This is a genomic window from Neobacillus sp. DFD-2R, from assembly GCF_057747865.1.
In genome coordinates, this window is sequence record NZ_CM173228.1 from 5,212,227 (window position 1) to 5,236,984 (window position 24,758).

Annotated in this window: 22 protein-coding genes, 2 tRNA genes, 3 rRNA genes and 1 pseudogene; 5 read left to right on the plus strand and 23 right to left on the minus strand. The window is 40.6% G+C overall.

Translation table 11 applies throughout. The features are described 5' to 3' along the window. Positions 1–6 precede the first annotated feature (6 nt). Together AC3ANV_RS26070 and AC3ANV_RS26075 are read left to right on the plus strand one after the other, a co-directional pair. Complete coding sequence (locus AC3ANV_RS26070) at positions 7–861, plus strand: alpha/beta fold hydrolase (RefSeq protein ID WP_488311468.1); 855 nt, start codon at positions 7–9, stop codon at positions 859–861. A 326-nt stretch (positions 862–1,187) separates the two neighbouring features. Next, positions 1,188–1,655, plus strand: a complete 468-nt coding sequence (locus AC3ANV_RS26075; protein WP_488311469.1) for a DinB family protein — start codon at positions 1,188–1,190, stop codon at positions 1,653–1,655. A gap of 986 nt (positions 1,656–2,641) precedes the next feature. Here AC3ANV_RS26075 and AC3ANV_RS26080 read toward each other — a convergent pair. The 9 genes and pseudogenes from AC3ANV_RS26080 to groES all read right to left on the minus strand — a co-directional run. Continuing rightward, positions 2,642–3,070 (minus strand): annotated as a pseudogene (locus tag AC3ANV_RS26080) (GntP family permease); the annotation flags it as partial. A gap of 231 nt (positions 3,071–3,301) precedes the next feature. After that, entirely contained in the window at positions 3,302–3,727 is a 426-nt protein-coding gene (locus tag AC3ANV_RS26085; RefSeq protein WP_027323078.1) for a MaoC family dehydratase, read from the minus strand. A 684-nt stretch (positions 3,728–4,411) separates the two neighbouring features. After that, positions 4,412–4,642 (minus strand): hypothetical protein, encoded by a 231-nt coding sequence (locus AC3ANV_RS26090; RefSeq protein ID WP_488311470.1) that lies wholly within the window; start codon positions 4,640–4,642, stop codon positions 4,412–4,414. A gap of 14 nt (positions 4,643–4,656) precedes the next feature. Then, positions 4,657–5,202, minus strand: coding sequence for a DUF6241 domain-containing protein (locus tag AC3ANV_RS26095; protein ID WP_488311471.1), 546 nt, complete (start codon positions 5,200–5,202; stop codon positions 4,657–4,659). A gap of 76 nt (positions 5,203–5,278) precedes the next feature. Further along, the gene (locus tag AC3ANV_RS26100; RefSeq protein WP_488311472.1) at positions 5,279–5,533 is read right to left on the minus strand and encodes a hypothetical protein; all 255 of its coding nucleotides are present in this window, start codon (positions 5,531–5,533) and stop codon (positions 5,279–5,281) included. Positions 5,534–5,603: 70 nt separating this feature from the next. Further along, the gene (locus AC3ANV_RS26105; protein WP_488311473.1) at positions 5,604–6,299 is read right to left on the minus strand and encodes a hypothetical protein; all 696 of its coding nucleotides are present in this window, start codon (positions 6,297–6,299) and stop codon (positions 5,604–5,606) included. A gap of 300 nt (positions 6,300–6,599) precedes the next feature. Continuing rightward, positions 6,600–7,511 carry a tyrosine-type recombinase/integrase gene (locus tag AC3ANV_RS26110; protein ID WP_488311474.1) on the minus strand — a complete coding sequence of 304 codons (912 nt, stop codon included), beginning with the start codon at positions 7,509–7,511 and terminating at the stop codon, positions 6,600–6,602. Positions 7,512–7,635: 124 nt separating this feature from the next. Continuing rightward, positions 7,636–9,264, minus strand: a complete 1,629-nt coding sequence (gene groL, locus AC3ANV_RS26115; protein WP_488311475.1) for a chaperonin GroEL — start codon at positions 9,262–9,264, stop codon at positions 7,636–7,638. 56 nt (positions 9,265–9,320) lie between these two features. Further along, the gene (groES, locus tag AC3ANV_RS26120) at positions 9,321–9,608 is read right to left on the minus strand and encodes a co-chaperone GroES (RefSeq protein WP_488311476.1); all 288 of its coding nucleotides are present in this window, start codon (positions 9,606–9,608) and stop codon (positions 9,321–9,323) included. A 291-nt stretch (positions 9,609–9,899) separates the two neighbouring features. Between groES and AC3ANV_RS26125 the strand changes: the two genes are divergently transcribed. Together AC3ANV_RS26125 and AC3ANV_RS26130 are read left to right on the plus strand one after the other, a co-directional pair. Further along, complete coding sequence (locus AC3ANV_RS26125; protein WP_488311477.1) at positions 9,900–10,622, plus strand: CPBP family intramembrane glutamic endopeptidase; 723 nt, start codon at positions 9,900–9,902, stop codon at positions 10,620–10,622. After that, a complete protein-coding gene (locus AC3ANV_RS26130) occupies positions 10,619–10,819 on the plus strand; it encodes a YdiK family protein (protein ID WP_488311478.1) in 201 nt (66 codons plus the stop codon). Before AC3ANV_RS26125 ends, AC3ANV_RS26130 begins: the two co-directional genes overlap by 4 nt. A 36-nt stretch (positions 10,820–10,855) precedes the next feature. On the opposite strand, the gene AC3ANV_RS26135 is transcribed toward AC3ANV_RS26130, so the two are convergent. From AC3ANV_RS26135 to moaC, 5 genes are all read right to left on the minus strand, one after another. Continuing rightward, positions 10,856–11,566, minus strand: coding sequence for a cytoplasmic protein (locus AC3ANV_RS26135; RefSeq protein WP_488311479.1), 711 nt, complete (start codon positions 11,564–11,566; stop codon positions 10,856–10,858). A 15-nt stretch (positions 11,567–11,581) separates the two neighbouring features. After that, the gene (locus AC3ANV_RS26140) at positions 11,582–12,307 is read right to left on the minus strand and encodes a polymer-forming cytoskeletal protein (RefSeq protein WP_488311480.1); all 726 of its coding nucleotides are present in this window, start codon (positions 12,305–12,307) and stop codon (positions 11,582–11,584) included. Positions 12,308–12,319: 12 nt separating this feature from the next. Then, positions 12,320–12,943 carry a YhbD family protein gene (locus AC3ANV_RS26145; RefSeq protein WP_488311481.1) on the minus strand — a complete coding sequence of 208 codons (624 nt, stop codon included), beginning with the start codon at positions 12,941–12,943 and terminating at the stop codon, positions 12,320–12,322. A 131-nt stretch (positions 12,944–13,074) separates the two neighbouring features. After that, a complete protein-coding gene (locus AC3ANV_RS26150; protein WP_488311482.1) occupies positions 13,075–13,731 on the minus strand; it encodes a redox-sensing transcriptional repressor Rex in 657 nt (218 codons plus the stop codon). Between the two features lie 35 nt (positions 13,732–13,766). After that, complete coding sequence (moaC, locus tag AC3ANV_RS26155) at positions 13,767–14,264, minus strand: cyclic pyranopterin monophosphate synthase MoaC (RefSeq protein ID WP_488311483.1); 498 nt, start codon at positions 14,262–14,264, stop codon at positions 13,767–13,769. 185 nt (positions 14,265–14,449) lie between these two features. Here moaC and AC3ANV_RS26160 point away from each other — a divergent pair, with 185 nt between their 5' ends. After that, the gene (locus AC3ANV_RS26160; protein WP_488311484.1) at positions 14,450–16,369 is read left to right on the plus strand and encodes an ABC-F family ATP-binding cassette domain-containing protein; all 1,920 of its coding nucleotides are present in this window, start codon (positions 14,450–14,452) and stop codon (positions 16,367–16,369) included. A 372-nt stretch (positions 16,370–16,741) separates the two neighbouring features. Here AC3ANV_RS26160 and tsaD read toward each other — a convergent pair whose 3' ends face one another. The 9 genes from tsaD to AC3ANV_RS26205 all read right to left on the minus strand — a co-directional run bounded on the left by tsaD (position 16,742) and on the right by AC3ANV_RS26205 (position 24,713). After that, positions 16,742–17,767: a tRNA (adenosine(37)-N6)-threonylcarbamoyltransferase complex transferase subunit TsaD gene (gene tsaD, locus AC3ANV_RS26165; RefSeq protein ID WP_488311485.1), complete on the minus strand. Its 1,026-nt coding sequence runs from the start codon at positions 17,765–17,767 to the stop codon at positions 16,742–16,744. Then, positions 17,764–18,213, minus strand: coding sequence for a ribosomal protein S18-alanine N-acetyltransferase (gene rimI, locus AC3ANV_RS26170; protein ID WP_488311486.1), 450 nt, complete (start codon positions 18,211–18,213; stop codon positions 17,764–17,766). The genes tsaD and rimI overlap by 4 nt, the downstream gene beginning before the upstream one ends. 11 nt (positions 18,214–18,224) lie before the next feature. Further along, positions 18,225–18,932 carry a tRNA (adenosine(37)-N6)-threonylcarbamoyltransferase complex dimerization subunit type 1 TsaB gene (tsaB, locus tag AC3ANV_RS26175; protein WP_488311487.1) on the minus strand — a complete coding sequence of 236 codons (708 nt, stop codon included), beginning with the start codon at positions 18,930–18,932 and terminating at the stop codon, positions 18,225–18,227. After that, a complete protein-coding gene (tsaE, locus tag AC3ANV_RS26180) occupies positions 18,929–19,384 on the minus strand; it encodes a tRNA (adenosine(37)-N6)-threonylcarbamoyltransferase complex ATPase subunit type 1 TsaE (RefSeq protein ID WP_488311488.1) in 456 nt (151 codons plus the stop codon). The genes tsaB and tsaE overlap by 4 nt, the downstream gene beginning before the upstream one ends. Before the next feature lie 165 nt (positions 19,385–19,549). Then, positions 19,550–19,626 (minus strand) — tRNA-Asp (locus AC3ANV_RS26185). Positions 19,627–19,629: 3 nt separating this feature from the next. Next, positions 19,630–19,703, minus strand: a tRNA-Met gene (locus AC3ANV_RS26190). Positions 19,704–19,784: 81 nt separating this feature from the next. Beyond that, positions 19,785–19,900: ribosomal RNA gene (gene rrf / locus AC3ANV_RS26195) — 5S ribosomal RNA — on the minus strand. Positions 19,901–19,989: 89 nt separating this feature from the next. Further along, positions 19,990–22,925 (minus strand): 23S ribosomal RNA (locus AC3ANV_RS26200). A 238-nt stretch (positions 22,926–23,163) separates the two neighbouring features. Continuing rightward, a 16S ribosomal RNA gene (locus AC3ANV_RS26205) occupies positions 23,164–24,713 on the minus strand. The 16S, 23S and 5S rRNA genes sit together here with 2 tRNA genes alongside, the layout of an rRNA operon. Positions 24,714–24,758 lie beyond the last annotated feature (45 nt).

Here is a 24,758-nt window from a genome sequence, read left to right on the forward strand (position 1 = left end):
TTTAATATGCAGACATACCATTTTTTAGAGGTAGAGGGATTAAGTATTTTTTACCGTGAGGCTGGTGATCCAAATAAACCTGTAATTTTATTACTCCATGGTTTTCCATCCGCAAGTCACATGTTCCGAGATTTAATACCTATTCTAGCAAAAGACTTTCATGTGATTGCCCCTGATTATCCCGGTTTCGGGCAAACAACATCACCTAATAGAGTGGATTTTGTTTATACATTTGACCATATTACTGAAATTGTTGAAGGTTTCATTGATCGACTAGGGCTTACTAAGTATGCACTATATGTCTTTGATTATGGGGCACCAATTGGGTTTCGGTTAGCTATGCACCATCCAGAACGTGTAACAGCAATAATTAGTCAAAATGGGAACATCTATCATGAAGGATTGGGTAAAAAATGGGCTACTCGAGCAGAATATTGGCGTAATCCAACACAAGAAAAAAGAGAAAGTTATCGGACAGCTTTTGACCCCGACACGATCAAGAACCAATATCTTGATGGAACAAAAAATAATCTGGTTTCTCCTGATGGTTATACTCTTGATATTGCATATATGTCTCGACCGGGAACTGACGAAAAGCAATTAGATTTAATATTTGATTACCAAAATAATGTGAAGATGTACCCACAATTTCAACAGTATCTTCGCGAATACCAACCACCATTATTGGCAACTTGGGGTAAAAATGATGTTTCATTTATTCCAGAGGGTGCTAAAGTATTTTTGAAAGATTCACCAAATGCTGAGATTCATTTATTAGATACTGGTCATTTTGCATTGGAAACACATGCGAATGAAATAGGTGAATTGATTTTAAATTTCTTAAAGGATAATGGCATTTAACAAATTAAATCAAAGTTTAAAGATATAACGGTGATTGTAAAGATAGAAAAAAACCTAGTTAGGTTAAGACCTTAGGTAGAAACGATCACTCTGCCACTGCTATTGTCAAACAGACCTTCCATGAAGTAAATATAGGTTGGTATATTATTACAGGCGCGTTTATTATAGCTATTGTACAGGGAATCCCTTAGTTAAAGACTAATGGTTTTTTAATTGGACATTTGTAGGGTTAGCAGCCATAGCAGAAGCTAAAAAAATAAATTCATATATTTAAATTGTCTCTGGAATAGTTGCATTCTTTTAGTAATTGCCCAGGAGGGAAAGAGATGAAAAACTACCTGCTTAAACAATTAAGATTTGTTCGAGAAAACACAATTAATTGCGTGGCAGAAATGAATGATGAAGTATCACTGTTTATTCCTGAAGGATTCAATAATAATATAAAATGGAATCTAGGACATATATATGTTGTGCAAGAAAAGTTCGCATTTTATTTTATTAAGGAAAAAATGATAATGCCGAATAACTTTTCGGAATTATTCACTACTGGCACAAATCCAATCAATTGGAGGGATCAGGCGTTACCAACGATCAGCGAATTAATCCAATTATTAGAAAATCAAATCGACAGGATCGAACAAACATTGGAATTTCGGTTAAAAGAAGTTATCGAGAAGCCTTTTACTACATCAACAGGTCTTACTTTATCAACAGTAGAAGAATTACTTAGTTTTTGTTTATATCATGAAGGTATGCATTTTGCTACGATAAAATCGTACAAACGAATTATATAGATTGAAAGAATAAGATGTTTCTAACAAACAAAATGTCCTACTTCTCAAACAATTATTAAATAACTTTATTTTTAGCACCGTCATAAAAATAGACGGTGCTCCATATGTGTTAAAGCTTAAAATTAAATTATCATTAAACACACTGAAAGTCCCGTTAATAGCAGCTTACTTCTAAGTTTTATTAATACCTTTTGTTAAACTCCCTCAGTTTATACGATTCTCTCTCGAATACTCGCTTATTCACAGGATTTGTTAACCTTTCGTTTAGGGTTAACGTCGATTGAAATGAGTTCAGATCATTATGGCTTCGTGAAGGCATAGTTAAATACAGGAGTGAGTTAATACTCCACATTTTACCATATGTGTACATGCTCCACACCGCCCCTGGAGGCTTTCCCTCCCATGTCGTCTCAACGGGTCCATTGCCCTATTATTCCTTCGTCATGCCTATATCCCCAAGGGGTGGAGGCCAGTTATGCTAACCTGATGGGTCTGAGCCCTTATGTTAAAGAAATCTGGTACACAGTACATATTTGAAATCCTACGAATAAGCCAACTTTCGGTTATTACGAGTTTACGATATTGTAAATTTTTTATAAAGGATGCTTTAACAATAAAGTCGTTTAAAAATCTAAGTTTTATTCAACAATCGCGCCCTTTTCTGGAACAACTCTTGACATTAAACATCAAATTCTTGGTTTTTAGTTTTGTTTTCCATAGTGACCCCTCATCCTTCGAATCGTTTCCTTACCCGTTGAAGGTATCACCCACCTTCTTTATATACTATAAATACTATAAAAATTAATAAGGTTAAACAGTCTTTAAAGAAACAAAAAAATGGATAACTTTACATTGAATACTGTAAAGTCATCCATTATGACTGGTTAAGATAATCAGAAATTTTATACGCTAAGTAGATTTTAAATTTGTTTTGTTTTACAATCGCATCTTATAAATTAAGGAAAGAATAATTGGTTTCTTGTACGTTAAATAAGTACTGTAAGCGTATACAAACCAATGGTGAAAAAGACCGCAAGAGTTTTAATAACCGTTACAGCAAAAATATCACGGTAAGATTGTTTATGGGTCAATCCGCAAACAGCAAGAAGTGTGATCACCGCACCGTTATGTGGCAGAGAATCCATGCCTCCGGAAGCCATTGCCGTAATCCTGTGCATAACTTCAAGCGGAATCCCATGATCCTGTGCGGCTTGAACATACTTTTCACCCACAGCACTTAACGCAATCCCCAAACCACCAGACGCGGAGCCTGTAACCCCGGCCAAAACGTTCGTTGTGACGGCACTGTTGACAAGCGGGTTCGTAAATGTGTGGGAAATGCCATCACGAACCACACCAAATCCAGGAAGTGAGGAAATAACCCCACCGAAACCATATTCAGAACCGGTGTTCATAGGTAGGGGTACAGCCAACATTTCGGAAATTTTGTACGCTAAGCAAATTCCAGCCCAAAAAAGCCGATTTCCTATACGTTAAAAAATCGACTTTCCTTAGTTATTCTTGTTCCACTAAAGCACCCGTTAGTGGAATAAGACCCTTTCCAAAAATGAAATTATGAAAATACTCAACCCATAAGCCGTAATTGACTTGTGTAGATTATTTCACTTATTTTCAATTACAACACATCATCGCTTAATCAATCCCGACAGGTCTACTTCTAATACTTTATCTTCTTTATCGTTGTAAGTAGATAACAATACAGTAATGATTCCCGATTCATTCTTCGTCTCTTTCTTATCGATAACCTCGGCGATGGTATACAATTCATCACCAGGATACACCGGTTTTATAAATTTCATATTATTCATCCCTGTTCCAGCGATGATATCATCACCATAGATACCTTGTTCAATCCAAAGCCTTACTGAAATGCTTAATGTATGTAGTCCGGATGCGATGATTCCATCAAATCTCCCCTGCTTTGCTTTTTCCTCATCTAAATGCATATATTGAGGATCAAATTCTCCTGCAAATCTCATAATATCCGCTTTTGTCATTTTGAAGGACTTAGTTTCAAACACCTGTCCAACTGTAAACTCATCAAACTTCATAATTACACCTCTTATTTAGAAACTTTTGCACTTGTTTATATTAAGGTAGCATCAAATGCACATCAAGTTAAAAAAATACTCAAAATCCTCTAAAAACAATAGAAAAGAATACTTTTTTGGGGATATATATAATTCATCTTTGCAATTGTAAATACCTTATTTAACTCCTGCTTTGTAAGTTCAATAAGAAAAAAAGACGCTGCTGCAGCAACCTCTTGTTTAACTCTTGCACCCGTTAGTGTAAGTACATTTCTTCACAATCTTAAGTGAAATAGCAATAGAGGTTTTAATCACTCAGAGTCCGTTAGTTTACTAAGAACTTAAATTTATACCATTCATTCTCAGGAATGACTCTGTTGTAATAGTCAGTGGGTTTAATTTTATGCCCTGCAATTTTAAAGGTTATTATCTCCTCAGTATAAGGAGGGGTATGGGGACCCTCAAAGCTATCCACATTTTATGATAAAAAAGTTTGTGAAATCCATTGGTGGATCAACGTCCATTTTTCACAATCTCAATAAAAAGTATAGGCTATATACAATGTATATACCTTTTATATATCAGCCACATTCCGATATATAAGAATGATATAATTTTTATATATAGATGTACTCACTTACTATTACTACTATAGGATGGCATTGAAATCACAGGAAGTGAGTACAATTAGGATTTATATAGAACCTATTTCTTCGCTTCTTTATCAATATCTCCTGTATAGGGTCTGTTTGGTGTGTGGTACGTTTCGTGGATCCATAATGCCAATCTTTCACTATCCTTTACTGTTGATTCCATTTCAGCATTTTTAACAAACACTCCTTGCCAGAACATTCCCACATATCCACCAACCATTAAAATAAAAAGCATTGATAAACTTATAATTTGTAAATATCTATTTTTGATAATTTTCGCCATGTATTTTCACCCTATTATTGTGCAATTTTAAAATGTAATTCAATATAAGCTTTTTCATCGTCAGCAGTCATAATGCCAGTCGCTTCACCAATTGTTCCATCTTGTAATTGCCAAATAGTATTATGGTCAAGGTCTACATGTGAGAAATCTCCAGCTTCCCATTTTTGTAAGATGTTTTCATATATCAAAGCATTGCGATAATTTTTTTCATTATGTTTAACGACTGCCAACAACCTTACAACATTTTCGTGAGTTAAAGGAATGGCACCTCCCCATTTTTGTTTAGCGTAAACTTTTTGGTGGGACATTTCATGAATGGTTTGCTGAACATCTTCTTCAGACATGCTCATAGGAAATTCGTCTGTAACATTCGTGTTCGTTTCCTTTAATTGAATTACAGTTTCGCCATCATTGGTAGTTTGTTCCTTCACTGTAACCACAGCTTTATTGAAAGGCAAAAGGTCGCGATATGAATGATAAAAATAAAATCCGATACATAAAACACCAATCATAATTAAAAAGAGTTGTACTTTAGAGAATTTTTTGAAAAATTTTGTCATACTGCCCTCCATTGGGAAGAGTACGGATATCTATGTGTACTCATTTTGATAATTGCAAGTCTTTTTTAAATTATTTTTACGGATTTGAAGGAGCTACAAGGCCAGGATGTTCCTTTCTTGCTTCTTCAATGCCTTGTTCCAATATTTGTTCTTCACGCTCTTGTTGTAGTGCTTCAATTTTTGCTTTTTCAATTCCTGATATAGGCTTGTCGTTATCATCTGGAGGACCAATAATTTTTTCCGCAAGGAAGTATCCACCTGCGACACTGCTTACAGCTATTGTTATAACTGTTCCTGTGATAATTAATCCTTTTTTGATTCCTTTTTTCATTTTAATAACCCCCATTTGAAATTGTCTCTATTGTAATTGAATATTAATATTCAACAAACGAATGTTCCTATTATTGATTCAACCAATCATACAATATTGGATTGGTGCTTTCAAACTTTATGTTGCCACTACGATATTCACGATGGTACACGACTTTATTTAAAGTTCCTCGAAGATATGCTTTAAAATTAAAGATTCCACGTTTTTCCTGTATTTCCTTTAAGGCACGTTGAAATAAATTTTTACTAATGCCTTTAGATGCAAATTCCAAAAATACCTCGTGTATATCTTCTGAATTGTCAACCTCGTTGTTAACAATATTTGTATTATTTAATGATTTTTGTTTATCGTTTACTTCTTGAAAAGAAGTATTTTGGTGTTCAGAAGGGAGTTCTCTAGGGTGCTCTTCCTTGATTTCATCGGATTGCTTTTCGATTATGTATATATTGGCACTCTGTTGTTCGTTTTTACGTTTCGCTTCGTTCTTTGATAATAACCCCAATTTTTCCATTAACGAGAAAAATCTGCGAACAGTCGATAAGGATATTTCCAATTTGAAGCGCTGTTCAAACATATTCTTGAATGTTGAATAAGCGATTGAAAACACACCTTTACCTTTTTTCGCAAGATCACTTATCAAATAAATACAGCGAATTTGAAGGTCTGAATACTCCCAAACGGATTTACAAATTTCAATGAATTTTTCTGGCACATAATTCAATTTACTATATTTAGCGATTTCTTCAGGTTTCCCATTAATAAGCATTATCCATTTCTCCTTCTATTCGAAGGTTCTGCATGATATAATGGACAATACAGAACCTTCATGGTTTTGGGTAACCGTTTAATTCTCAAACTTTGGTCGGGGCGAGAATTAAACGGTTTTTATTTTTATCACAACACGGAACAAATGTTCTCTAAACTGTTAATTTACCTTTTTTATCAACAACAGTGATTTTATTTTAAGGACACAAAACGTCATTACGATTAACTTCTTTATAAGTACTATAAAGAAGTTCATTCTGATGTCTTTTGCTGTCCGTTTATTTACGTTTGTTTTCAGGTTTTAAACATCTAAATTATTCAATGGGTTGAACTTATCGTTTTGCTCACGAAGTTCATTCCCCCACATGGCTACATACCGCATGGTTACGGCTATATTCTGGTGTCGCATTAATTTTTGAATTGCAAAAGCACTCATCCCTGACATAGCCAAACGGTGACAGAATGTGTGGCGGAACGTATGGGGCGAAACTCTTACATCTTTGAAATTCATTTTCTTCTGCAAATAATTAAATATTAACATCAAAGCATTTTCTGTTATCTGTTTATTGTCACGTTTCACAAATACGTAATCGCTAATGTTATTCCAATATTGCTTACAAAACGTCTGATACCCAGCAAATTCTTTAACCAGTTTGTCCGTTATTGGAATGGTTTCTTTTCTCCGAGTTTTGCCAAACACTGATATAGATTTATTAACAAAGTCAATGTCCGACCACTGAAGATTTATAATTTCACCTCGTCTAATACCTGTGCCAAGTAAAGTAACTATGAGCATATAATCACGATATGCCACGAAAGTTTTTTCACGCTGTTTAATTCGCCTATAGAAATTGAGCATTTGCTTTATTTGCTCGTCACTGAATACATTAATTTTCACATCATTTTTCTGCATTTTTATTTTTTTAGCTGGGTTGTTTTTAATGACTTCACATTCGACCATGTAATTTAAAAATGCTCTGATTCTCAACAGCTTTGTGTTAATGGTGCCAGGCTTATTTCGCTTTTCTTGACACCCCAATAAATATTGTCTGATTTGGTTGTAAGAAATGTCTTCCACGTTTACAATCTCATGTTCAATACAATAATTCACAAATTCGCCAAGCAACGTCTGATAATTTAATATGTTTTTCTTGGTTGTGTTTTTAAATTTCCTGTCGTCTAAAAAATCCTGAAAAGCAAATTTCAATAACATGAAAAAACCACCTCTCGAAATATCGAGAAGTGGTCATTGTTAATCATATAAGTTTAATACATCACAGCTTCTCAAAATGGGGGAGAAATAGCCTTAACTATTTCTCGATGTAAGGCTTAAAACCTTACATCATGCCGCCCATTCCGCCCATGCCGCTCATATCAGGCATGCCGCCTTTGTTTTCTTCAGGCTTGTCAGCAACAACTGCTTCAGTTGTCAAGAACATAGCCGCTACAGATGCAGCGTTTTGAAGAGCTGAACGAGTAACTTTAGTTGGGTCAACGATACCAGCTTGAATCATGTTCACCCATTCGCCATTTGCTGCGTTGAAGCCTGTTCCAACTTCTTCACGCTTTAAGCGGTCAACGATAACAGATCCTTCAAGACCAGCGTTATGAGCAATTGTGCGAACCGGCTCTTCCATTGCGCGTAATACGATGTTGATACCTGTTGCTACATCGCCTTCAGCTTGGATTTCAGCTACTTTGCTGTATACGTTTAGAAGGGCAACACCACCACCGGATACGATACCTTCTTCAACTGCAGCACGAGTAGAGTTCAATGCGTCTTCGATACGAAGCTTGCGCTCTTTTAATTCAGTTTCAGTCGCAGCACCAACTTTGATTACTGCTACACCGCCAGCTAATTTAGCTAAGCGCTCTTGTAATTTTTCACGGTCAAATTCAGAAGTAGTTTCTTCTAATTGAACACGGATTTGGTTAACACGAGCTTGAATTTCTTCAGTTGCTCCTGCGCCTTCAACGATTGTTGTATTTTCTTTTGTAACGACAACTTTAGCCGCACGGCCTAAAGAATCGATTGTGGCAGATTTAAGGTCACGGCCTAGCTCTTCAGTGATCACTTCACCGCCAGTTAATGCAGCGATATCTTCAAGCATTGCCTTACGACGATCACCAAAGCCAGGAGCTTTAACCGCAACAGCATTGAATGTCCCGCGAAGTTTATTTACTACTAATGTAGATAATGCTTCACCTTCAATATCTTCAGCAACAAGTAATAATGGCTTACCTTGTTGAACAACTTGCTCAAGTACCGGAAGGATTTCTTGAATGCTAGAAATCTTCTTGTCAGTGATTAAAATATATGGGTTTTCTAAAACAGCTTCCATTTTATCAGTGTTTGTTACCATGTATGCAGAAACGTATCCACGGTCAAATTGCATACCTTCAACAACATCCAACTCAGTTGTGAAGCCTTTAGATTCTTCGATTGTGATAACACCGTCGTTGCCAACGCGCTCCATTGCTTCTGCAATCAATTGGCCAACCTCTTCGTCAGCTGCAGAAATCGCTGCAACTTGTGCGATAGAAGCTTTGTTTTCGATTGGTTTAGAAATTGCTTTTAACTCTTCAACAGCAGCAGCAACCGCTTTTTCGATACCTTTACGGATACCCATTGGGTTAGCACCTGCAGTTACGTTCTTTAAGCCTTCGCGGATCATTGCTTGTGCAAGAACGGTTGCAGTAGTTGTACCGTCACCGGCAACATCGTTTGTTTTGCTGGCTACTTCAGCAACAAGTTTAGCACCCATGTTTTCGAATGCATCTTCTAATTCGATTTCTTTTGCAATTGTTACACCGTCATTTGTGATTAATGGTGAACCGAATTTTTTCTCAAGAACCACGTTGCGTCCTTTAGGTCCAAGAGTAACTTTTACTGCATTTGCAAGTGCATCTACACCACGAAGCATTGCGCGACGAGCGTCTTCACTAAACATAATCTCTTTAGCCATAATTCAAAAAACCTCCTCATATAGTCAAAAAATTTTATTTTTTTCAGGTATGATCCTTATGCGCCTACAACAGCAAGGATATCACTTTCACGTAAAATTAAATATTCAGTACCCTGGTATTTTACTTCTGTACCAGCGTATTTTGAGAAGATAATGCGATCGCCTACAGAAACTTCAAGTGCTACGCGTTCTCCGCTTTCAAGTACGCGACCAGTACCAACGGCAACAACTTTTCCTTCCTGAGGCTTTTCTTTAGCTGAGTCCGGTAAAACGATACCGCTTGCAGTTTTTTCTTCTGATTCAACAAGCTCAATGACAATGCGATCACCTAATGGTCTTAACAAATCAAACAACCTCCTCAAAAATATATGTAATTCTGAATTATTAGCACTCTCTCGTTATGAGTGCTAACACAATTATTATAATAATGAATCTGTAAATCTTTTGCAAGTGTGATGCATAAAATTTTTTAAAAAAGGCAGTAACTTTACACAACCTTAAAAGTATGTGAAAAACAGCAATTTATATACACTAATTTAGAAGATAACTCTTCAAAATTGATACAAACGCGTATTTAAGAGTAAAATGAAGAATAGTGCAAAAAATATTGTATCGAATTCAAAGGAGATAAAAATTTGAAACGGGAATATTGGATTATCATTATTGTTTATATTGGTATGCAGTTTTCCAGCCTACTAGGGGTTCCGCTGTTGATGTTCGGCTTAAAATCATTAGGAATAGGCCCGAAGCTTGCAGTTCCTTATTGGCTCATCATCAGCTTTTCCATCGGCTTGATCATTGTCCTTATTATATTACGAAAAGAAATGAAGCAATTTAACCTTAACCAAAGAGGAACCGGCTTCGGACGTTCGGTCATCTGGGCAATTTCCGGTGTCTTTCTGGCTTTATTTGCTCAATCCCTGGCCGCAAATATCGAGCGCCTTCTTGGGATTGAAATGGGCTCGGAAAATACAAAGGATATTATTAAAATTATCGATTCGTTTCCCCTGGCTATTTTAGTCAGTTCTATTTTCGGACCTATTCTAGAAGAAATCATTTTTCGCAAAATTATTTTTGGGACCCTTCATAAACGATTTAACTTTTTTATTTCCGCTTTCATTAGCTCGCTCATTTTTGCTTTGGCCCATATGGAGCCTAAGCATATTCTCATATATTCGGCGATGGGCTTTACGTTTGCTTTTCTCTATGTTAGAACAAAACATATTATTGTCCCAATTTTTGCCCATGTAGCGATGAATACCTTGGTTGTTATCCTTCAGTCGGCCTACAAGAATGATATTGAGAAACTGATTCACAACGCTGAGAAAGTTCAAAACTTCATCGGAGGATTTTTATGAGACGTTCACCATTGTTTTCCGGCTTCATTTATCTCCTGCTCGGCTCTTTATTTACTTACTTTGCGATTCAGGATGTTCAAAAAAACGGATGGGGGTTTTTCAGCTATCTCCTTGTCGTGCTGGCTACTTTTGATTTTGGTTCAGGACTAAGAATTATTTTCTTTTATGTTAAATTTAAGGATAAATTGAAAAAGTAAAGAGGCTGACACCATAAGTCAGCCCTTTTACTTTTATTAGATCTTTGTCATTATTTTTATCGACGAACCCGGATCATGGGTTAAATCATTTCGATATTCCACCAATCCGATCTGACATCCGGGTCCGATTTTGACGTTATTGCCCCTAACGATATCTGCCGTTGTATTTTCCAGATGGATGTCATCGCCTTCAATTACCTTGGCCTTAAGAGACCCCATTTCTTTTCCGAATGGCAGCAACGAGTTTTTCTTTTTCTTAATGGTGATTTTTCCGCCGCCGATTTCCTCTGCTGTGCTTTGACCGAAGCGCAAACCGACTCTAATGGTATCTGCTGTTAGTAATCCTTTAATTTCAAAACCGCCGCTGGAGTCAAACGTCTCATATTCAACATCGCCGTTTACTGAAATACTTCCTTTAATAGTCGCTTGATCTCCACTAAGAGCTTCGCCCACTTCCAGTAAACCGAAAATCTTTATTTTTTCCAACCGGGCTTTGCCGTTAACCGTCATGGTTCCCATGACCACCGTTTCTTCCGCTTCCAAATTCCCTTTGACCTTTGCTTCTCCCATTATTTTCACTGTTCCTGTTTTGACATTTTCCACCGCCTCACTCGTTCCATAAACATTTAAGGCTGAACATTCGACATCATTTACAATTGTACCCTCGCCTCTGATGCTGATTTTTTCGTAACGGCCGCCCGGATAACTTCCCGATCCATTGATAATCAGGTTATCGCCTTTTTTCATTCCAAAATCCCCCCATTAAACCTTTTTGCTTTCTCCGATAACAGCATTTTTATCCATCGAAAATTCGCCAGTATACTCCACAACATCAATTTTACAATTAGGACCAATCGTAACATGGTTTCCACGGACCACTTTAGCTATTGTATTTTCAAGTTCAATTTTGTCCCCTTCAATTAAACCCGTTTCCAGCTGCGTTTGAAAAAGAGGCTTTAATAAATTTTCGATTAATGATCCCTTTTGATGTTTTTTTACCGTTATCGTTTGCCCGCCTATCTCATTTGCTTTACATTCCCCATATAATTTAATGTCTACCTGGTCAGCATTTAAGAGACCGCCAATCTTAAACTGGGATTCAGCTTTAAAAATCTCCGCTTCGCAATCTTCTCCAACTGTTAAAGCGCCCTTTATTTTGATTTCCTCACTCTTTATTCTTCCGCCAACCGAAACTTTGCCGGATAGTTCAAATTTACCGACATAGAGGTTATCGTCGATTTTTGCCGTTCCATCAATGGTTAGTAATTGACTTTCAATATTTCCTTTAAACTTGGCCTTACCGTTTACTTTGGCTTTATCTGATTTGATGTTTCCATTGATCGTGCCGAAACCATTGCATTCAAATTCGTTGCATTCCACCTCACTGTTAACTGTGCCGAAACCATTTAATGTAACAAGGTTGAATTGTCCGCCGTTGGATGCGCCAAAGCCATTGATGACCAGATCTCCCCGTTGTTTCATATCCATTTCCATTCTCCTTTATAGTAATTTCGATTTAATTTCTTCCATGCAACTCATCAGTGAAAGCTGTGCGACAATTTTTGTTCCCCGCTCAAAATGGAAGGCTTCCGCATTGATCAATAACAGGCAGGATGAAACCCCTAGCTTTCTCGTAATCACCAATTCTCCGCTTTTCTGTTTAATCAAGGGTTTATTGTCCTGAAGCACCTGAAGCAGTATTTTCCCTTCATCGAGATTAATTTCACCTGATTGAAGGAGCTTCTCTAAGACAAACACTTCAAGCATTCTCGAAAAATCAAATTGATGACCGCCTTTTTCCTGCTCTAAATAAAAATCGATAACCACCGTCGAAACAATGTTACGTTTTATTAACTCGTCCTTGGTTAAATTTAAATCGGTGACATTTGGTGAAAACATGTCCGCCAGTTCGTCTAAGGAAAGGTTCTCTTTCATCGTTTGAATTTTATCGATTCTTTCTAAAATCTTTTCTTTTGGGAAAAATGTTTCCTGACCTGTGAATGTTGATTTCCTTACAAACCACTCTTCCGGAATAAGATCCTTTCGTTTCCATCTATATAACTGCCCATACGATATCCCGGCCAGTTCTAATAAATCCTTTTTAGAGATTAACTCCTCGCTCATTGTGAAAACCCCTTTCATACCGTAAATGTAACATAACACTGTTACGTTGTAAAGCCGGTGATTTAAATTGGGCTTCCTATTCCAAAAGAAAAAGACCTTTCCACGATATTTTTCGCGAAAAGGTCTTTGTTTTACTCTGCTACTATTTCCTCTGTTGGATAATGCTTTAAAAAATATACCAGTGATTGAAGCTCTACTGCTAAGTCAATATGATGCACTCTAATCGAAGGCGGTACATTTAACCTTGCAGGAGTGAAATTTAATATTCCCTTAACATTTGCTTTTACAAGCCGGTCCGTAATCGTCTGGGCAACAGGCGCAGGCACTGTTAAAATCGCCACAGGTATATTTTCATTGGACAAATGCTCCTCCAAATTATCCATCGGAAGAATAGGGACATCGCCAATCAATGTTCCCATTTTTTCAGGGTCGACATCGAAGGCACATTCAATTTTTGTATTATTATTTTTTAAAAAATTATAATTTAAAAAGGCGGTTCCAAGATTACCTACCCCGATTAGGGCAACCTTTGTCAGTTCGTCCTGATCCAGTGTTTTACGGAAGAAGGTTAGTAGGTAATTAACATTGTAACCATAGCCTTTTTTCCCTAATGCTCCAAAATAGGAGAAGTCCCTGCGAATGGTTGCCGAGTCCACTTTCACAGCTTCACTTAATTCTGCAGAAGAAACCCGTTGCTTGCCGGAAGCATGGAGGTTTTGTAAAAATCGATAATATAAGGGCAGCCGTTTTGCTGTTGCCTGTGGTATTTTCATCGTTTCATTTATCATTTGACTCCTACACCCCGCATGTATGGTTTAGTAAATTATTTAACTTGCCCGGTTCTTTTAAAATCACCGTTTTTCCCGCCCGTTTTCTCAACTAAATAGGTTGGACCAATCACCATACCTTTATCAACTGCCTTACACATATCATAAATGGTTAACGCACAAGCAGCCGCAGCTGTTAACGCTTCCATTTCAACACCTGTACTTCCTTTTGTTTTAACAAATGCAGAAATTCTTAATTTATATTGGTCATTGGCCTCCGGTTCCCATGAGAAGGTAATATTTACACTCGTTAAAGGTATCGGGTGGCACATTGGAATAAGATCCCATGTTTTTTTCGCAGCCATAACAGCCGCAACCTGAGCGACTGCTAACACATCGCCCTTTTTCATTTCATTATTCGTTATTTTATCATAAATCTCTTTACTTACTGCAATGCTGGAATGGGCAAGTGCAGTGCGTGCCGTCTCCGGCTTATCACTTACGTCAACCATTTTCGCTCTGCCTTCTTCATTAAAATGAGTAAAATCCGCCATATTTTAATCCTCCTATAAAATCATACACTATTTTTTCATCTATGTGTGTGAAAGTTTGAGCGAATTAGCCAAATGATTATTTTTTTCATTCGACAAAATTCCTTCCGGCGCTCTAATTAACAGCAGTTTATTGCCGACGTACTAGGAATAAGGTACACTATTTGTATGTATAGAGGTGAAAAATAATGATTTTGTTGCAAGTAAATCAACTGGCAAAATATTATGGTGCTGAACTTATTTTATCGAATATAAAACTGGAATTACAAACTCGTGACCGTGTGGCACTTGTTGGCCGTAACGGTGCAGGAAAATCGACATTATTAAAGATTATTGCGGGACACCTGTCACATGATGGCGGTGAGATTATTAAACCAAAAGAAGTAACCATTGGTTATTTAGCACAAAATACAGGTTTGGAATCGAATTTATCGATTTGGGAAGAAATGCTGACTGTGTTTGAATCGCTTCGAATCATGGAAAAAACACTTCGTCAGCTGGAAGAACAAATGGCTGACACTGATGCGATGGACGACAGCGGTAAATACGAAAGAATTCTAAAAGAGTATGACAGTCTCCAAGTGAAATTTAAAGAACAGGGAGGCTATCAATACGAAGCCGATATTCGCTCTGTTTTGCATGGTTTAAATTTTCGCGATCATGGGTCAATGATTTCCAGCTTAAGCGGCGGGCAAAAAACCCGGCTCGCGTTAGGGAAGCTCCTGTTAACGAGACCCGATATATTAATATTGGACGAGCCTACGAACCATCTTGATATTGACACCCTTTCCTGGCTGGAGCAATACCTGCAAGCCTATGATGGTGCCATCTTAATTGTTTCCCATGACCGCTATTTTTTAGATAAAGTGGTCTCCCAGGTTTATGAAGTCTCACGTAAACAAATCCAAAAATTCTCCGGAAACTATAGCGCTTACCTTGAGCAAAAGGCAGCCAACTATGAACGTGATTTGAAGCTTTATGAAAAGCAGCAGCAGGAAGTTGCCAACTTACAAGATTTCATCCAGCGAAACCTAGCACGTGCGTCAACCACCAAAAGAGCACAAAGCCGTCGTAAAAAGCTTGAGAAAATGGAAATCATGGATCGGCCCCTTGGAGACGAAAAATCAGCTTCCTTTTCCTTTGAAATCGAAAAGCAAAGCGGAAATGATGTCTTGACAGTGGATTCGCTTGCGGTTGGGTATCATGGTGAACAGGTATCAGAGTCGATTTCCTTCCGCGCCTATCGCGGTGAAAGCATTGCTCTCGTTGGTCCAAACGGTATCGGTAAATCAACCTTATTGAAGACGATTATTAAAAAGCTTCCGGCGCTTTCAGGTACTATCCAATATGGGACAAACCTTTCCATCGGGTATTACGACCAAGAACAAGCCGAGTTGAGGTCCAATAAGCGCGTGTTAAATGAATTGTGGGATGATTACCCATTAAAGAGTGAAAAAGAAATCAGAACGGTATTAGGTAATTTCCTCTTTTCCGGTGACGATGTTTTAAAAATTGTTTCGACATTAAGCGGCGGAGAGAAAGCACGTCTTGCCCTTGCCAAGCTCATGCTTGAGAAGGCGAATGTGTTAATTTTAGATGAGCCTACCAACCATCTTGATCTTGATAGTAAAGAAGTACTCGAAAACGCCCTTATTGATTATCCCGGAACGATATTATTTGTTTCACATGACAGGTATTTTATTAATCGAATCGCCACGAAGGTATTAGAGCTAAGCCCAATTGGCAGTGCTGAATATTTGGGTGATTATGATTATTATGTAGAAAAAAAGATCGAGCAGGCAGAACTTGATGCTCTGGCTGTGGTTGCTTCTATAAAAAAGGGAACATATGCAGAAGCTGTTGAAAAAAATTCCTATCAACAGGATAAGGAAAGCAAAAAACTTGAACGGCAGAGAAAAAGAAAAATAGAAGAAATGGAATTACGAATTGAAGAATTGGAAGAACAAATTCAAGAATTCGAGCAACAGTTATGTGAACCGGAAATCTTCCAAAATCATGAAAAAGTTTTAGAAATCAACCTTAAAAATGAAAAGGCAAAGGCAGAGCTTGAGCACCTTATGGAGGAATGGGCCGAGCTTGCTGAATAAGGACCAGGCAGAAATTGCCCGGTTTTTATTTGTCTTTAAGAGAAATAGTAATAAAATCTTGTCTAAATACTAAATTCGACATCATTTTTAGTATATCAACAAATTCCTATTTATTGTCGACATTTTTCGAGTAAATTTTCGATTGATTGATAAAAAAATCACGTTATCCTTCCTTTTCCACAGCTTTATACACATTCGAAAGGGTATTTCCACAACTTCCTTTCGACTTTTCCACATTATCCACAAAAAACGTCTTATTTATCCACATTATCAACAGGATGTTAATGACTTATCCCCAAAATTCTATTTCCTTTCGTTTCTTAATAATAATTTTATCCACAAAAAAAAGCCAACTCCGCAAAGAGTCAGCCTCTAATCATTATAAATTTCGATATCGAGCCCCGGGTTGGCATTAAGGGATAAATCCGCTCTTATTCCCTTTTCAAACATAATACTTCCTACGGCTGCAATCATGGCCGCATTATCTGTGCATAAGGATAGGGGCGGAATGACTAAATCTATTGCCTTATTTTCTGAAAATGCCTTTTCCAGAGCAGCTCTAAGTCCTTTATTTGCAGCAACGCCGCCCGCAACTAATACTTGCTTCACTCCGTATTCAGCAACAGCTTTTTCAGTTTTTTTCACTAATACTTCAATAACACTTGCTTGAAAGCTCGCAGCCAGGTCTTCAGGAGCTATTGTTTCACCACGTTGTTCAGCATTATGGACTGTGTTGATAACAGCTGATTTTAAGCCGCTGAAGCTAAAATCATAAGAACCTTCCTCAAGCCAAGCCCGTGGTAAATCAATGTTTGGGCTGCCTTCCACAGCTAATCGGTCGATGTGAGGACCACCGGGATAAGGAAGATTTAAGGTTCGTGCGACCTTGTCATAGGCTTCCCCGGCTGCATCATCTCTCGTTTCACCAATTACTTCAAAATGGCCCTGCTCTTTCATATAAACAAGCTCCGTATGTCCTCCTGACACAACTAAAGACAAAAGTGGAAAATTCAACTCTGTGACTAAACGGTTGGCATAAATATGACCGGCAATATGATGCACCGGAACAAGCGGGATACCATGGGCAAAAGCAAGTGCTTTAGCTGCGTTTACTCCGATTAATAGCGCTCCCACCAATCCCGGTCCTTCAGTTACAGCAATGGCATCAATATCCGAAAGAGTAAGGTTTGCCCGGGTCAACGCCTCTTCAATTACAATGGTGATTTGTTCTACGTGATGGCGAGAAGCAATTTCAGGAACAACACCGCCAAATCGTTTATGGCTTTCAATTTGTGAAGCAACCACATTTGAAGCAATTTCCCGCCCATTTTTGATAATCGCTACGGCTGTCTCGTCGCAGCTTGTTTCAATTCCCAATACATATTGATCTTTTTTCATATATTCACCCACATCACTAATGCATCTTCTTGATTATCTGAATAATAATTTTTTCGAATCCCGCCATTTTGAAAACCTAATTTTCGATAAAGGGATTGCGCAACATGATTGGTTACCCGCACTTCAAGAGTCATACTCTTGGCGCCCATTTCCATGGCAACAGACATTAACTTTTTCAACAATGCTTCTCCAAGCTTCCTGCCTCGATATTCAGGAAGAACGGCAACATTCGTTACATGAGCTTCATCAATAACAATCCAGGCCCCACAGTACCCAATAATTTTCTTGTCATCTTCGAGAACAATATAAACCGCAAATTTGTTATTGTATAATTCATTATAAAAAGCTTCCCGGCTCCAAGGTGTGGCAAAGGAAGCATGCTCTACTTCTAAAATCTGGTCAATATCCTCTTCTCTCATATAGCGAAAAACATAAGAATCTACCATATCATTAATTCCTATCCTTTTATAATTTTCCCCTTTGCTTCTAACCACTTTGCTTCCGCTTCAGCTAAGCGAATATAGTTTGGAACAAAAGAATGTATGTCTTCCCCTTGTTTATGCATGCCTAATTGTCCTAGCTCTGAGGGGCGTGGATTGTGTTCCGTTATGGCAGCAAACACAGCTTGTGGTCCCAATATTTCTTCCGCTTTCATTCGGTGAATCATTAAATCATTTCCAACAAAAAGGATATGTTTAGTAAAATTCTTTAATTTTTCGGCCCAATCCGTGAACATGACTAATTGATCCTGCTCAACCGGGACAAGCACTCCATCTTGGTACTGAAATAGACCCGTATAGACTTGTCCTCTTCTTGCATCAAACAATGGAGATATATAGCCATCAAAGTAGCGGCCCGGTCCGGATGCCAAGATTTCAAGACTGGATATTCCTATAAGTGGAATATTCAATGTCCAAGCTAATGTTTTGGCAATCGTGACACCAATTCTTACTCCAGTATAGGAGCCCGGTCCTTTTGCTACCACAATTTTCGTTAAATCTGCCGGTACTTTTCCACAATCTTTCATTAAGGTTTGAATGGCGGGCATGATTCGGACAGAGTGGTTCTTTTTTAGATTCGTAATATACTCACCAAGCACCTGATCTTCTTCTAAAAGCGCTACTCCTAAAGCATAGTTAGAAGTATCAATCGCTAATATTGTCATGAAAATATCTCCTTACATAGTTGCTCATATCTTTTTCCCTTTGGCATAAGAACGATCTTTCTTTTTTCCTCATCTTCATGGTACAAGAAAATCGTCAAATGCTCGCTTGGTAGCTGTTCTTCAATTAAATGAGCCCATTCCACTACTGTTACTCCATCACCTTCAAAGTATTCATCGAAGCCTAAGTCTTCATAGGAATCTGCTACCCGGTATACATCCATATGATACAAAGGCAATCTACCGTTGTATTCCTTTATTATCGTAAATGTCGGGCTATTTACAGTTTTCTTTATGTCTAATCCTCGGGCCAATCCTTTTGTAAAGGTTGTTTTTCCTGCACCTAAATGCCCCTCTAATGTAATTACATCACCAGGCTGTAAAAAGCCGGCTAATTTTGCTGCAAATCGTGATGTTTCCTCCGAATTGGTCGTAATCATTTCATATTGATTCATTCAATCACCTTTTAATTATAGCATTGCTTTACACTATCTTCATTTTACCTTATTTTGCTTACAAAAAAACCTTAGGATGTCTCCTAAGGATTTATAATTTATATGTAGATTAAACAAAAATAAAAAAAACGAAACGCAGTTTCGTGTTTTCTAAAAAATATTTTATGGCGGTCTGGACGGGACTCGAACCCGCGACCTCCTGCGTGACAGGCAGGCATTCTAACCAACTGAACTACCAGACCAAATTGCGGAGGCAGGATTTGAACCTGCGACCTTCGGGTTATGAGCCCGACGAGCTACCGGACTGCTCCACCCCGCGACGGTAAAAATAATTATCAACTGTACCATATTATTATATGTTCTAATACAGTAGATATGTATATAAGTTTTAAATAAAACAGCCTGGCAACGTCCTACTCTCACAGGGACAAAGTCCCAACTACCATCGGCGCTGAGAAGCTTAACTTCCGTGTTCGGTATGGGAACGGGTGTGACCTTCTCGCCATTGCTGCCAGACTATTTATTTGAGGTTTCATTCCCTCAAAACTGGATAATACAGAAGAAGTTTGGTAAAAACGAGTTCACCTTGTTCATATAAATATGACTTGGTTAAGTCCTCGAACGATTAGTATCAGTCAGCTCCACACGTCACCGCGCTTCCACCTCTGACCTATCAACCTGATCATCTTTCAGGGTTCTTACTAGCTTGACGCTATGGGAAATCTCATCTTGAGGGGGGCTTCATGCTTAGATGCTTTCAGCACTTATCCCGTCCGCACATAGCTACCCAGCGATGCCTTTGGCAAGACAACTGGTACACCAGCGGTGCGTCCATCCCGGTCCTCTCGTACTAAGGACAGCTCCTCTCAAATTTCCTGCGCCCACGACGGATAGGGACCGAACTGTCTCACGACGTTCTGAACCCAGCTCGCGTACCGCTTTAATGGGCGAACAGCCCAACCCTTGGGACCGACTACAGCCCCAGGATGCGATGAGCCGACATCGAGGTGCCAAACCTCCCCGTCGATGTGGACTCTTGGGGGAGATAAGCCTGTTATCCCCGGGGTAGCTTTTATCCGTTGAGCGATGGCCCTTCCATGCGGAACCACCGGATCACTAAGCCCGACTTTCGTCCCTGCTCGACTTGTAGGTCTCGCAGTCAAGCTCCCTTGTGCCTTTACACTCTACGAATGATTTCCAACCATTCTGAGGGAACCTTTGGGCGCCTCCGTTACTCTTTAGGAGGCGACCGCCCCAGTCAAACTGCCCACCTGACACTGTCTCCCACCCCGATCAGGGGTGCGGGTTAGAATTTCAATACAGCCAGGGTAGTATCCCACCGACGCCTCCACCGAAGCTAGCGCTCCGGCTTCTACGGCTCCTACCTATCCTGTACAAGCTGTACCAAAATTCAATATCAGGCTACAGTAAAGCTCCACGGGGTCTTTCCGTCCTGTCGCGGGTAACCTGCATCTTCACAGGTACTATAATTTCACCGAGTCTCTCGTTGAGACAGTGCCCAGATCGTTACGCCTTTCGTGCGGGTCGGAACTTACCCGACAAGGAATTTCGCTACCTTAGGACCGTTATAGTTACGGCCGCCGTTTACTGGGGCTTCGATTCAGAGCTTCGCTTGCGCTAACCCCTCCTCTTAACCTTCCAGCACCGGGCAGGCGTCAGCCCCTATACTTCGCCTTGCGGCTTCGCAGAGACCTGTGTTTTTGCTAAACAGTCGCCTGGGCCTATTCACTGCGGCTCTTCGAGGCTATTCACCCCAAAGAGCACCCCTTCTCCCGAAGTTACGGGGTCATTTTGCCGAGTTCCTTAACGAGAGTTCTCTCGCTCACCTTAGGATTCTCTCCTCGCCTACCTGTGTCGGTTTGCGGTACGGGCACCTTTTATCTCGCTAGAGGCTTTTCTTGGCAGTGTGGAATCAGGAACTTCGGTACTAAATTTCCCTCGCTGTCACAGCTCGAGCCTAACGCAAGCGGGATTTGCCTCGCTTGCAGCCTAACTGCTTAGACGCGCATATCCAACAGCGCGCTTACCCTATCCTCCTGCGTCCCCCCGTTGCTCAAACGATAAAGAGGTGGTACAGGAATATCAACCTGTTGTCCATCGCCTACGCCTTTCGGCCTCGGCTTAGGTCCCGACTAACCCTGAGCGGACGAGCCTTCCTCAGGAAACCTTAGGCATTCGGTGGATGAGATTCTCACTCATCTTTCGCTACTCATACCGGCATTCTCACTTCTAAGCGCTCCACCAGTCCTTACGGTCTGACTTCAACGCCCTTAGAACGCTCTCCTACCACTGACATCGAAGATGTCAATCCACAGCTTCGGTGATACGTTTAGCCCCGGTACATTTTCGGCGCAGAGTCACTCGACCAGTGAGCTATTACGCACTCTTTAAATGGTGGCTGCTTCTAAGCCAACATCCTGGTTGTCTAAGCAACTCCACATCCTTTTCCACTTAACGTATACTTTGGGACCTTAGCTGGTGGTCTGGGCTGTTTCCCTTTTGACTACGGATCTTATCACTCGCAGTCTGACTCCCACGGATAAGTCTTTGGCATTCGGAGTTTGTCTGAATTCGGTAACCCGATGAGGGCCCCTAGTCCAAACAGTGCTCTACCTCCAAGACTCTTACTACGTGAGGCTAGCCCTAAAGCTATTTCGGAGAGAACCAGCTATCTCCAAGTTCGATTGGAATTTCTCCGCTACCCACACCTCATCCCCGCACTTTTCAACGTGCGTGGGTTCGGGCCTCCATCCAGTGTTACCTGGACTTCACCCTGGACATGGGTAGATCACCTGGTTTCGGGTCTACAACCACATACTCATTCGCCCTATTCAGACTCGCTTTCGCTGCGGCTCCGTCTCTTCAACTTAACCTTGCATGTAATCGTAACTCGCCGGTTCATTCTACAAAAGGCACGCCATCACCCATAAACGGGCTCTGACTACTTGTAGGCACACGGTTTCAGGAACTATTTCACTCCCCTTCCGGGGTGCTTTTCACCTTTCCCTCACGGTACTGGTTCACTATCGGTCACTAGGGAGTATTTAGCCTTGGGAGATGGTCCTCCCTGCTTCCGACCGGATTTCACGTGTCCGGCCGTACTCAGGATCCACTCAGGAGGGAACGAAGTTTCAACTACAGGGTTTTTACCTTCTATGACGGATCTTTCCAGATCGCTTCATCTACCCCGTTCCTTTGTAACTCCATGTTGAGTGTCCTACAACCCCAAGAGGCAAGCCTCTTGGTTTGGGCTATGTCCCGTTTCGCTCGCCGCTACTCAGGGAATCGCGTTTGCTTTCTCTTCCTCCGGGTACTTAGATGTTTCAGTTCCCCGGGTATGCCTTCCATACCCTATGTATTCAGGTAAAGATACTGTTCCATTACGAACAGCGGGTTTCCCCATTCGGAAATCTCCGGATCAAAGCTTACTTACAGCTCCCCGAAGCATATCGGTGTTAGTCCCGTCCTTCATCGGCTCCTAGTGCCAAGGCATTCACCGTGCGCCCTTTCTAACTTAACCTAAAAGGTTTATTTCTCTTATTTAATTAAGAGAGAAAACTAAAATGGCAAGGAAAAATTGAACTGCATTTTTCCCTATTACTCGGTTCTTACTTTGACTTCTTCTTTACGATTATCCAGTTTTCAAAGAACGAATAAAAAAAGCTTCGAGAGAATTGTTCTCTCAAAACTAAACAAACAAAGAACGTGTTTCAAACAAACTGTTTTGTCCGGCTCATATGTCCGGCATATATCCTTAGAAAGGAGGTGATCCAGCCGCACCTTCCGATACGGCTACCTTGTTACGACTTCACCCCAATCATCTGTCCCACCTTAGGCGGCTGGCTCCTTACGGTTACCCCACCGACTTCGGGTGTTACAAACTCTCGTGGTGTGACGGGCGGTGTGTACAAGGCCCGGGAACGTATTCACCGCGGCATGCTGATCCGCGATTACTAGCGATTCCGGCTTCATGTAGGCGAGTTGCAGCCTACAATCCGAACTGAGAATGGTTTTATGGGATTGGCTCGACCTTGCGGTTTTGCAGCCCTTTGTACCATCCATTGTAGCACGTGTGTAGCCCAGGTCATAAGGGGCATGATGATTTGACGTCATCCCCACCTTCCTCCGGTTTGTCACCGGCAGTCACCTTAGAGTGCCCAACTGAATGCTGGCAACTAAGATCAAGGGTTGCGCTCGTTGCGGGACTTAACCCAACATCTCACGACACGAGCTGACGACAACCATGCACCACCTGTCACTCTGTCCCCCGAAGGGGAAAGCCCTATCTCTAGGGGTGTCAGAGGATGTCAAGACCTGGTAAGGTTCTTCGCGTTGCTTCGAATTAAACCACATGCTCCACCGCTTGTGCGGGCCCCCGTCAATTCCTTTGAGTTTCAGCCTTGCGGCCGTACTCCCCAGGCGGAGTGCTTAATGCGTTAGCTGCAGCACTAAAGGGCGGAAACCCTCTAACACTTAGCACTCATCGTTTACGGCGTGGACTACCAGGGTATCTAATCCTGTTTGCTCCCCACGCTTTCGCGCCTCAGCGTCAGTTACAGACCAGAAAGTCGCCTTCGCCACTGGTGTTCCTCCACATCTCTACGCATTTCACCGCTACACGTGGAATTCCACTTTCCTCTTCTGCACTCAAGTCCCCCAGTTTCCAATGACCCTCCACGGTTGAGCCGTGGGCTTTCACATCAGACTTAAAGGACCGCCTGCGCGCGCTTTACGCCCAATAATTCCGGACAACGCTTGCCACCTACGTATTACCGCGGCTGCTGGCACGTAGTTAGCCGTGGCTTTCTGGTTAGGTACCGTCAAGGTACCGGCAGTTACTCCGGTACTTGTTCTTCCCTAACAACAGAGCTTTACGACCCGAAGGCCTTCATCGCTCACGCGGCGTTGCTCCGTCAGACTTTCGTCCATTGCGGAAGATTCCCTACTGCTGCCTCCCGTAGGAGTCTGGGCCGTGTCTCAGTCCCAGTGTGGCCGATCACCCTCTCAGGTCGGCTACGCATCGTCGCCTTGGTGAGCCGTTACCTCACCAACTAGCTAATGCGCCGCGGGCCCATCTGTAAGTGACAGCCGAAACCGTCTTTCAGCTTTCCCTCATGAGAGGAAAAGGATTATCCGGTATTAGCTCCGGTTTCCCGAAGTTATCCCAGTCTTACAGGCAGGTTGCCCACGTGTTACTCACCCGTCCGCCGCTAACCTTCAGGAGCAAGCTCCTAAAGATTCGCTCGACTTGCATGTATTAGGCACGCCGCCAGCGTTCGTCCTGAGCCAGGATCAAACTCTCCAAGAAAGTTGATTAGCTCATTTGTTACGTTGGCTAAAGTGAATTTTCTTA

What these genes read in the sequence shown, in the direction of transcription:
- AC3ANV_RS26070 (WP_488311468.1), top strand. Translation starts at nt 7, where the DNA reads ATGCAGACATACCATTTTTTAGAGGTAGAGGGATTAAGTATTTTTTAC.
- AC3ANV_RS26075 (WP_488311469.1), top strand. Translation starts at nt 1,188, where the DNA reads ATGAAAAACTACCTGCTTAAACAATTAAGATTTGTTCGAGAAAACACA.
- AC3ANV_RS26085 (WP_027323078.1), bottom strand. Translation starts at nt 3,727, where the DNA reads ATGAAGTTTGATGAGTTTACAGTTGGACAGGTGTTTGAAACTAAGTCC.
- AC3ANV_RS26090 (WP_488311470.1), bottom strand. Translation starts at nt 4,642, where the DNA reads ATGGCGAAAATTATCAAAAATAGATATTTACAAATTATAAGTTTATCA.
- AC3ANV_RS26095 (WP_488311471.1), bottom strand. Translation starts at nt 5,202, where the DNA reads ATGACAAAATTTTTCAAAAAATTCTCTAAAGTACAACTCTTTTTAATT.
- AC3ANV_RS26100 (WP_488311472.1), bottom strand. Translation starts at nt 5,533, where the DNA reads ATGAAAAAAGGAATCAAAAAAGGATTAATTATCACAGGAACAGTTATA.
- AC3ANV_RS26105 (WP_488311473.1), bottom strand. Translation starts at nt 6,299, where the DNA reads ATGCTTATTAATGGGAAACCTGAAGAAATCGCTAAATATAGTAAATTG.
- AC3ANV_RS26110 (WP_488311474.1), bottom strand. Translation starts at nt 7,511, where the DNA reads ATGTTATTGAAATTTGCTTTTCAGGATTTTTTAGACGACAGGAAATTT.
- groL (WP_488311475.1), bottom strand. Translation starts at nt 9,264, where the DNA reads ATGGCTAAAGAGATTATGTTTAGTGAAGACGCTCGTCGCGCAATGCTT.
- AC3ANV_RS26130 (WP_488311478.1), top strand. Translation starts at nt 10,619, where the DNA reads ATGAGACGTTCACCATTGTTTTCCGGCTTCATTTATCTCCTGCTCGGC.
- AC3ANV_RS26135 (WP_488311479.1), bottom strand. Translation starts at nt 11,566, where the DNA reads ATGAAAAAAGGCGATAACCTGATTATCAATGGATCGGGAAGTTATCCG.
- AC3ANV_RS26140 (WP_488311480.1), bottom strand. Translation starts at nt 12,307, where the DNA reads ATGGATATGAAACAACGGGGAGATCTGGTCATCAATGGCTTTGGCGCA.
- AC3ANV_RS26145 (WP_488311481.1), bottom strand. Translation starts at nt 12,943, where the DNA reads ATGAGCGAGGAGTTAATCTCTAAAAAGGATTTATTAGAACTGGCCGGG.
- AC3ANV_RS26150 (WP_488311482.1), bottom strand. Translation starts at nt 13,731, where the DNA reads ATGATAAATGAAACGATGAAAATACCACAGGCAACAGCAAAACGGCTG.
- moaC (WP_488311483.1), bottom strand. Translation starts at nt 14,264, where the DNA reads ATGGCGGATTTTACTCATTTTAATGAAGAAGGCAGAGCGAAAATGGTT.
- AC3ANV_RS26160 (WP_488311484.1), top strand. Translation starts at nt 14,450, where the DNA reads ATGATTTTGTTGCAAGTAAATCAACTGGCAAAATATTATGGTGCTGAA.
- tsaD (WP_488311485.1), bottom strand. Translation starts at nt 17,767, where the DNA reads ATGAAAAAAGATCAATATGTATTGGGAATTGAAACAAGCTGCGACGAG.
- rimI (WP_488311486.1), bottom strand. Translation starts at nt 18,213, where the DNA reads ATGGTAGATTCTTATGTTTTTCGCTATATGAGAGAAGAGGATATTGAC.
- tsaB (WP_488311487.1), bottom strand. Translation starts at nt 18,932, where the DNA reads ATGACAATATTAGCGATTGATACTTCTAACTATGCTTTAGGAGTAGCG.
- tsaE (WP_488311488.1), bottom strand. Translation starts at nt 19,384, where the DNA reads ATGAATCAATATGAAATGATTACGACCAATTCGGAGGAAACATCACGA.